The organism is Polynucleobacter sp. 35-46-11, from assembly GCF_002281105.1.
Genome location: NZ_NCFJ01000008.1, coordinates 20,809 through 27,702, shown reverse-complemented (window position 1 = coordinate 27,702; position 6,894 = coordinate 20,809). Strand labels below are relative to the sequence as shown.

Annotated in this window: 7 protein-coding genes; 1 reads left to right on the top strand and 6 read right to left on the bottom strand. The window is 44.3% G+C overall.

Annotated features, from left to right (window positions below; translation table 11 throughout):
* Nucleotides 1–303: 303 nt before the first annotated feature.
* On the top strand, nt 304–1,080 hold the full coding sequence (locus B7Y67_RS01760; protein ID WP_293597051.1) for a ferredoxin--NADP reductase: 777 nt from the start codon (nt 304–306) through the stop codon (nt 1,078–1,080).
* A gap of 93 nt (nt 1,081–1,173) precedes the next feature.
* On the opposite strand, the gene B7Y67_RS01755 is transcribed toward B7Y67_RS01760, so the two are convergent.
* The 6 genes from B7Y67_RS01755 to accB all read right to left on the bottom strand — a co-directional run bounded on the left by B7Y67_RS01755 (nt 1,174) and on the right by accB (nt 6,883).
* The gene (locus tag B7Y67_RS01755; RefSeq protein ID WP_293597052.1) at nt 1,174–1,893 is read right to left on the bottom strand and encodes a sulfite exporter TauE/SafE family protein; all 720 of its coding nucleotides are present in this window, start codon (nt 1,891–1,893) and stop codon (nt 1,174–1,176) included.
* Between the two features lie 29 nt (nt 1,894–1,922).
* Nucleotides 1,923–2,699, bottom strand: coding sequence for an ABC transporter ATP-binding protein (locus B7Y67_RS01750; protein WP_293597050.1), 777 nt, complete (start codon nt 2,697–2,699; stop codon nt 1,923–1,925).
* A 41-nt stretch (nt 2,700–2,740) separates the two neighbouring features.
* Complete coding sequence (locus tag B7Y67_RS01745; RefSeq protein WP_293597049.1) at nt 2,741–3,514, bottom strand: ABC transporter permease; 774 nt, start codon at nt 3,512–3,514, stop codon at nt 2,741–2,743.
* Nucleotides 3,515–3,517: 3 nt separating this feature from the next.
* Nucleotides 3,518–4,801 (bottom strand): ABC transporter substrate-binding protein, encoded by a 1,284-nt coding sequence (locus B7Y67_RS01740; protein ID WP_293597048.1) that lies wholly within the window; start codon nt 4,799–4,801, stop codon nt 3,518–3,520.
* Nucleotides 4,802–4,862: 61 nt separating this feature from the next.
* The gene (locus tag B7Y67_RS01735; RefSeq protein WP_293597047.1) at nt 4,863–6,320 is read right to left on the bottom strand and encodes a pyruvate carboxylase subunit B; all 1,458 of its coding nucleotides are present in this window, start codon (nt 6,318–6,320) and stop codon (nt 4,863–4,865) included.
* Nucleotides 6,320–6,883 carry an acetyl-CoA carboxylase biotin carboxyl carrier protein gene (accB, locus tag B7Y67_RS01730; RefSeq protein WP_293597046.1) on the bottom strand — a complete coding sequence of 188 codons (564 nt, stop codon included), beginning with the start codon at nt 6,881–6,883 and terminating at the stop codon, nt 6,320–6,322. The genes B7Y67_RS01735 and accB overlap by 1 nt, the downstream gene beginning before the upstream one ends.
* Nucleotides 6,884–6,894 lie beyond the last annotated feature (11 nt).

Here is a 6,894-nt window from a genome sequence, read left to right as displayed (position 1 = left end):
AAGGGGGTCCTTTAGGCCCAAATAAGATCAGGCTAATCAAGATTCCCTGAATTAGGACATACAATCCCCCTCGTTGAATTATCGATTGATGGGGATCAGAATTCATGGCAATTACCTTGCAAAGACAATTGGGCAGTCTAGCCTGTTTTGAGAGTAATAAGCCTCAAATCCAAGAAAAACAGGGTCTAAGAAAAAATATCGCTTCATTCTATTGATTTTTATCAAGCAAATATTCTTGAATCTATAAAAAAGATTCAAGAATGAGGATAATTACAACTTCATTCTTACTGATTAAAAGTCACTATGGCAGCCTACAACACCGAAACTGTGCTCACCGTTCACCATTGGAATGACACTCTTTTTAGCTTTACCACCACCAGAAATAAAGGACTGCGTTTTCGTAGCGGCCACTTCCTAATGATTGGTCTTGAAGTTGAAGGAAAGCCATTGGTGAGAGCTTACAGCGTAGCTAGCCCAAATTATGAAGAGCATTTAGAATTTTTAAGCATTAAAGTCCAGGACGGCCCTCTCACTTCTCGCCTGCAAAAGATTCAGGTGGGCGACCCAATTCTGGTAAGTGAGAAATCTGTTGGTACCCTGGTTATTGATGACCTTAATCCAGGAAAACATCTTTATCTATTTAGCACCGGCACAGGTCTTGCACCCTTCATGAGCATTATTCGGGACCCTGAAACCTACGATAAATTTGAAAAAGTCGTTCTTATCCACGGCGTTCGCTTAGTGAGTGAGCTGGCATATGGTGACTACATTAAAAATGAGTTGAGTCAAGATGAATTCTTGGGTGAAATCATTCGCGAAAAACTGGTTTACTACCCAACAGTTACACGAGAAGCATTCAAGCATACCGGCCGACTGACAACTGCAATAGAGTCTGGGCAATTGTTCAAAGACATTGGCTTGCCACCGCTTGACCCAAGCATAGATAGAGCCATGATTTGCGGTAGCCCATCCATGCTCAAGGAGACCGCTGAAATGCTCGATGCGAAAGGTTTTAAGGTCTCTCCAAGTCTTGGTCAACTTGGCGATTATGTATTTGAGCGTGCCTTTGTAGAAAAGTAATTGGCCGGGGAAATATATCGAGAAGCGCTTTGGATGGAGGCTCTTAGCCCCTTATTTCGACCGTGAATCTGATAACAACCCGCGCTCTTGCACTTATTTAAATATGAGAAGGAATGCCAAGTTAAAAGCTGCATTTGCAATCAAGAGCCCCAAACAGATGCGCTTTAATGTGCCATCTGAAATTGTGTGGGAATTTAGAATTCTTTGAGCAAACCTCAAGCCCACCCAATATGAGGGTATTGCCAAGAGTAGATATGGCACCCATTCCAATCCTCCGCCCATCAAGCTTGCTGCCAGGATCGCAAATAAAGAGATCCCTGAAACAAAATGGGATAACAAAGAGCGAGTTCTATCAAATGCTTGAGTGGTTGAATTGAGATAGAGTGCGGCCGGCGGACCACCAATACCACAAGCACCCAACAATAGGCCCGAAAGACCCCCTGCTAAACCATCCAAAGCAGTAGAGTTGGTTAGCCGAAAATGGGGCTGCAATAACAAGTAGCTAGCAAAAAACAACACCACCGAACTCGTAGCTGTCTTCAGAGCCACCAGCGGAATAAGCCTACCCAACCAAATGCCGAGAGGTAAAAAAACTGCCGAAAAAAATAACATGAGACAAAGTCGTGAACGATCTTCTGCATGCACTTTCCATTGGCGGGAAAGCAAGACCCCGCCAAAAACCTCAGAGCACATCACAATTGGAATTAAGAATGGGATAGAGAACACCCACATTAAAAGAGGCGTCATAATAAGCGCCCCTCCAAACCCACTTAACCTTCGAATAAAACCCCCAAAAACTGCTGCGAATAGCAATATGCCAATCGCAGCTATGTTCTCAGGAATCAAACGGCCTCGCTAACATCATGCTCACCGGCAATGAGATCGCGAATCTGACGGCGGATTTCTAAATAGGCAGGTGTATCCTCAACCATGCGACGGGGCTCAGGAACGCGAATAATTTCTTTCACCCTTCCAGGGCGACGCGTCATCACCACAATTACATCCGAGAGATTAATGGCCTCTTCGATGCTGTGTGTAACGAGTACCACTGTCTTGCTTTCTTCATTCAAAATGCGAATCATCTCAGCCTGCATCATGGCTCGATTTTGAGCATCCAAGGCGGCAAATGGCTCATCCATCAAAAGAACAGTTGGATCAACCACTAGAGCACGCGCAATAGAAACACGCTGTCTCATACCACCAGAAAGTTGATGGGGGTAATGACTAGTAAATTGACTCAATCCAACCAGAGCAGCAAAGCGAGTAACAATATTATTAATTTCGGAAGAGCCTACGCCTTTGATCTTTAGGCCAAAAGCAATATTGTCATAGACGGTTAACCAAGGAAATAAAGCGTAGTCTTGAAACACCATGGAGCGATCAGCCCCCGGCCCTGTAACCAACTTACCGGCACATTCAATACGACCGGAAGTTGGCACCTCAAAACCTGCAATCAGATTGAGCAAGGTTGTTTTACCGCAACCACTATGACCTAAGATTGAGCAGAACTCGTTCTTGCTCACCTCCAAGGAAATATCTTCAATTGCAAGAACTTCTTTACCCTTAGCGTGCATCGAGGGATAAATTTTACGAATTTTTTCTACTTTAAGAGCTTGCATGGGTTTATCTATTTCTAATGAATAATTGGTTGGCAAATACATTAAGCATTGAGAGCTCTGGACCATGGCATCAGTCTTTGAGCTGTATAACGGATCAGCCTATCCAAACACAATCCAATGAGTCCAATAGCTAGCATGCCTACCAAAATATAGTCTGTACGCAAAACAGTTCTTGCATCATTAATTAAAAATCCTAGGCCTGAATTTGCACCCACTAATTCTGCTGCAACCAAGGCCATCCAACCTACCCCTAAACCAATCCGGATACCGGTAACGATTTGCGGTAGTGCGGCTCGTAAAACTACTCGCGTAATCACACCCCATGAACCGGCACCCAAACAACGAGCAGCACGAATCAAATTGGGTTCAACATTTTTAACCGCATCAATCGTATTCAAAAGAATCGGGAAGAAAATTCCCAAGAAAATGATAAATTGATTCTGAGTGTTACCCACACCAAACCACAAAATACTGAGAGGAATCCAAGCAATTGGCGGAATAGGTCGCAGAATCTCAACAATCGGATCCACTTGCTCGTTCACCCATTTAAAACACCCCATCACTATCCCCAAGGGGATAGCAACGGAGGCATAACAAAATGCTACAAACTCTCTGGATAAACTATCAAATAAATGCTTCCAGATTTCTCCGGATTTCATTAATTCATAGCCACCTTTAGCCACCCCCGAAGGAGGTGGCAACAAAGTAGCTTCTGTTTTATCTAGAAGAAACCGACTGGCGTATTCCCAGGCGGCAAGCAAAATAATCAAAAAAGCTAAACGACGAAATTGCTTGAAAAAATTTATTATTTGCATGGTTTATTTCTTGTAAGTCTTGCCATCGAAAGACCAATCTCTAGTGAGGTCACCTTTTTCTGGGAAAGCTTGAGGTGTAGATGTGGTCAACGGATTCATGTAAGTTGGATACGGGGTTTTATCCAATGGAGCGGACCAGCTTGCTGGCAAGAAAGGTGGTCTTGAGATAGTGGCCCATCCCAATTTGTCAAATGTCTTATCCATAAAACGGGTATCTACAGCGCGTGCAAAATCAATGCCGGTTAGCTTGTTCTGAATACGCTTGTTCTCATATAGCCATGTATAAATAGGCTCATTTGCACGACCCCAGAACACTGGAATTGGATAAATGTAGTTAGGCTTATTTAGCAAGTTGTATGCCGTGATTTGTTGCCGCAAGATTTCTTTTGAGTAGTTCTTCAAGTTAGGATCTTCTTGCATCACATCTACCGCAGCATCAGGATTTTTTCTAATCCACAATGTCGCCTCTGCAATTGCATCGGTGAATGCTTGCACTACATCAGGCGCATTATCAATTACCTCTTGGCGAACATAGAAAGTACCAGCATAAATGTTGTAAGGGTAGCTATCACTGATGATTCTTGCATTCTTACGCTCTTTAGCCATGATGGTTGGGGTTGGATCCCATGGCACTACAGCATCGATACCCTTTGGCATCGCCATTTGCTCACCTGGAGGCATGTTCTTCAAAATAATATCTTTACCAATCTCAATGCCATTAGCCTTGGCTGCAGCTTGAATGTAAAACTCAGCTGAAGAGCCGGTCACGATACCAATTGTGGCAGGAGGATTGGAGCCCTTGAAGTCCTTAAAGGACTTAATCTTGGAGTCCATTGGCACTAATACCGCATGCATCAAGTTGGTATTAATCACCGCAATTGTTTTAACAGGGATGTTTTTATCAATCAGTGATGTGAATGGGAAGTTACCGCCGTTACCAAACTGAAAGCGTCCAGAAATAATGACCTCATTGATAGCAGGTCCAGATGGGAAGGCTTGAAGCTTGGACTCAATGCCGCGCTTAGCTAAAAGGCCTTTTTTATCCATCACCAAGTTAACCGTGTTTTGACCGGACCATGGTGGTTGAAAGGCGATTTGTAATGGCCACCAGCCCTTTTCTTTGAGCCATGCCACAGACTTAGCCGAGACCTTTTCATCAGCACCCTCTGGCCAACCATAGTCATTGAATTTTGTAGCATTTTGAGCCATTGAAAGCATTGGGGCTCCGGATAGCATGGCTACAGCTAACACAGAAAATATACGACGTGATGCGCTAAATTTCTTCATTACGATCTCCTTAATCATGGAATTACTGCACTTAATACCAACAGCGGAACGTCAAAAAAAATTAACTCGTGAAACTTAATTCGATACCACCCAACTTAGTTTTAATATTTTTATATTCTTTTTTCATCACCAAATACTTCACCAACTCGGTGAAAGGTTGCAATACAAGGCCTTGCTGCAAAGCAGCCTGAGCACCATCTTTTAAGCCCAATGCTAGGTTCTCAGGATAAAAAGCATGCAGGCTTAACTGCTCCCTACTGACGGAGCGACCCCATTTTTTTCTTAAGCCCGGTAAGGCTGGGGCAATCAATTCACCCGGACGACGAGAAGCGTCGTAATCCACCTTGGCACGCTCCATGACCATAGCACTTGGCGTACCCGCCAATCTTCCATAATGTCCTTTGAGGTAGAGTTTTATCTCATCAGGGATCGTTTTATAACGCTCGCCCTGCATTACATTGAGAACTGCTTGTGTCACGATGTATTGTGCAAATGGGCTAACTAAGATGGGATAACCTAAATCCTCGCGCACCCTTGCTGTCTCCTCCAAAATCTCTGCCTCTCTATGAGAAATACCCATTGTGGCAAGTTGCGCCCTTAAATTCGAAATCATCCCACCAGGTATTTGATGTTCATACAAAGCCGGGTCATAGCTTGCCTTCTCGCCACGAGAAAAATTATCCCGCGCACAAAGCCAATCAAAATATTCATCTACTTTTTGCAAAGCAGATTGATTCATCTTTGGTGCGCGACCCAATTTTTGCGCGCTTGCATACACATCCAGCACTGATGGCAGTGAAGCACCATTCGCAAGGCAATCTGTTGCGACATAACCATATGCAAAGCCAGCCCTGATGGCCTCCTCATAAACTAATGGAGCTAAGCCAGATTGGCAGTGGGAATGTAATTTAATGGGAATACCAGCAGCTGCTGAGACGACCGCTGGAAAAAGAGATTTAGCGCGTTCAGGAGTTAATAGGCCTGTAGGGTCCTTTACGGAAATAAAATCTGCACCCAACTTGACCAACTCATGTGTACGCGCAATAAAGTAAGCATCATCATGAACAGGGCTTAAGGCATAGGTCAACATAGCGTTGATCAGCATGCCATTCTTTTTGCCAGCCTTAACTGAGGACTCGATATTGCGGTTATCGTTTAACGCATCATAGACAGTTAAGACCTTAACGCCGGACTGTGCCAATAATTCAATATTGAGCTCAACCACATCATCTGGAAATAATTCAAAGGTATAAATACTTTGTCCGCGAGTGAGTGCATCCGTTGGCGTACTCAGTTCCTTGCTAAGAAATGCCATGCGCTTCCATGGATCTTCACGCAAGAAGCGAACCATCACATCAAATACTGCACCGCCTAAAATGTTGATGTATCCATATCCAGCCTGATCAATATCCGCTAAGGCTGGATACATATGGGGTGTAGTCATACGAGTAGACCAAAGGCACTGATGGGCATCACGTAAAGTGACATCAATCATTTCGAATGGCTTCTTCTTAATCATCACGCAACCTCAATCACCATCAGAGCCTGACCAACCTCAATCGTTGCACCATCCTCAACCAAGATCCTCGAGACCTTACCAACGCATTCCGCCGGAATAGTATTTAGCAACTTCATTACTTCAACAATACAGACATCCGTGGTTGGCGTAACACTATCGCCAACCTCAACAAATGGAGGGGAGTTTGGACTTGGCCTGCGATAGAAAGTGCCGATCATTGGACTAACAATGACGCGCTCAGAAGAAGAAAGGGTTAGCGCAGGGCTAGAGGCAGGACTTGCGCTCACTACAGGAGCAGGCGCAAATGTTGGTGCTGCTACATACGCATTAGCAGGAGGCGCACTGCTCGCCCCTACTGAAATCTCAATTTCAAATTCATCCGTTTTATATCCAAACGTAGTGAAGGCGCCCGCATCTTTAATGAGGGCAACAATTTCCTTCACCTGTTTCATGGTGAACTCAGGCGGCAGCTTCACCTGTGTTGCAGGTTTTTTAGCTGAAACTTTTTTTGGCGTCCTTGGACTTACTTGCGCCTTAGGGGCGACTTTCTTTTTTGTTTGCACTGTCTCTTATT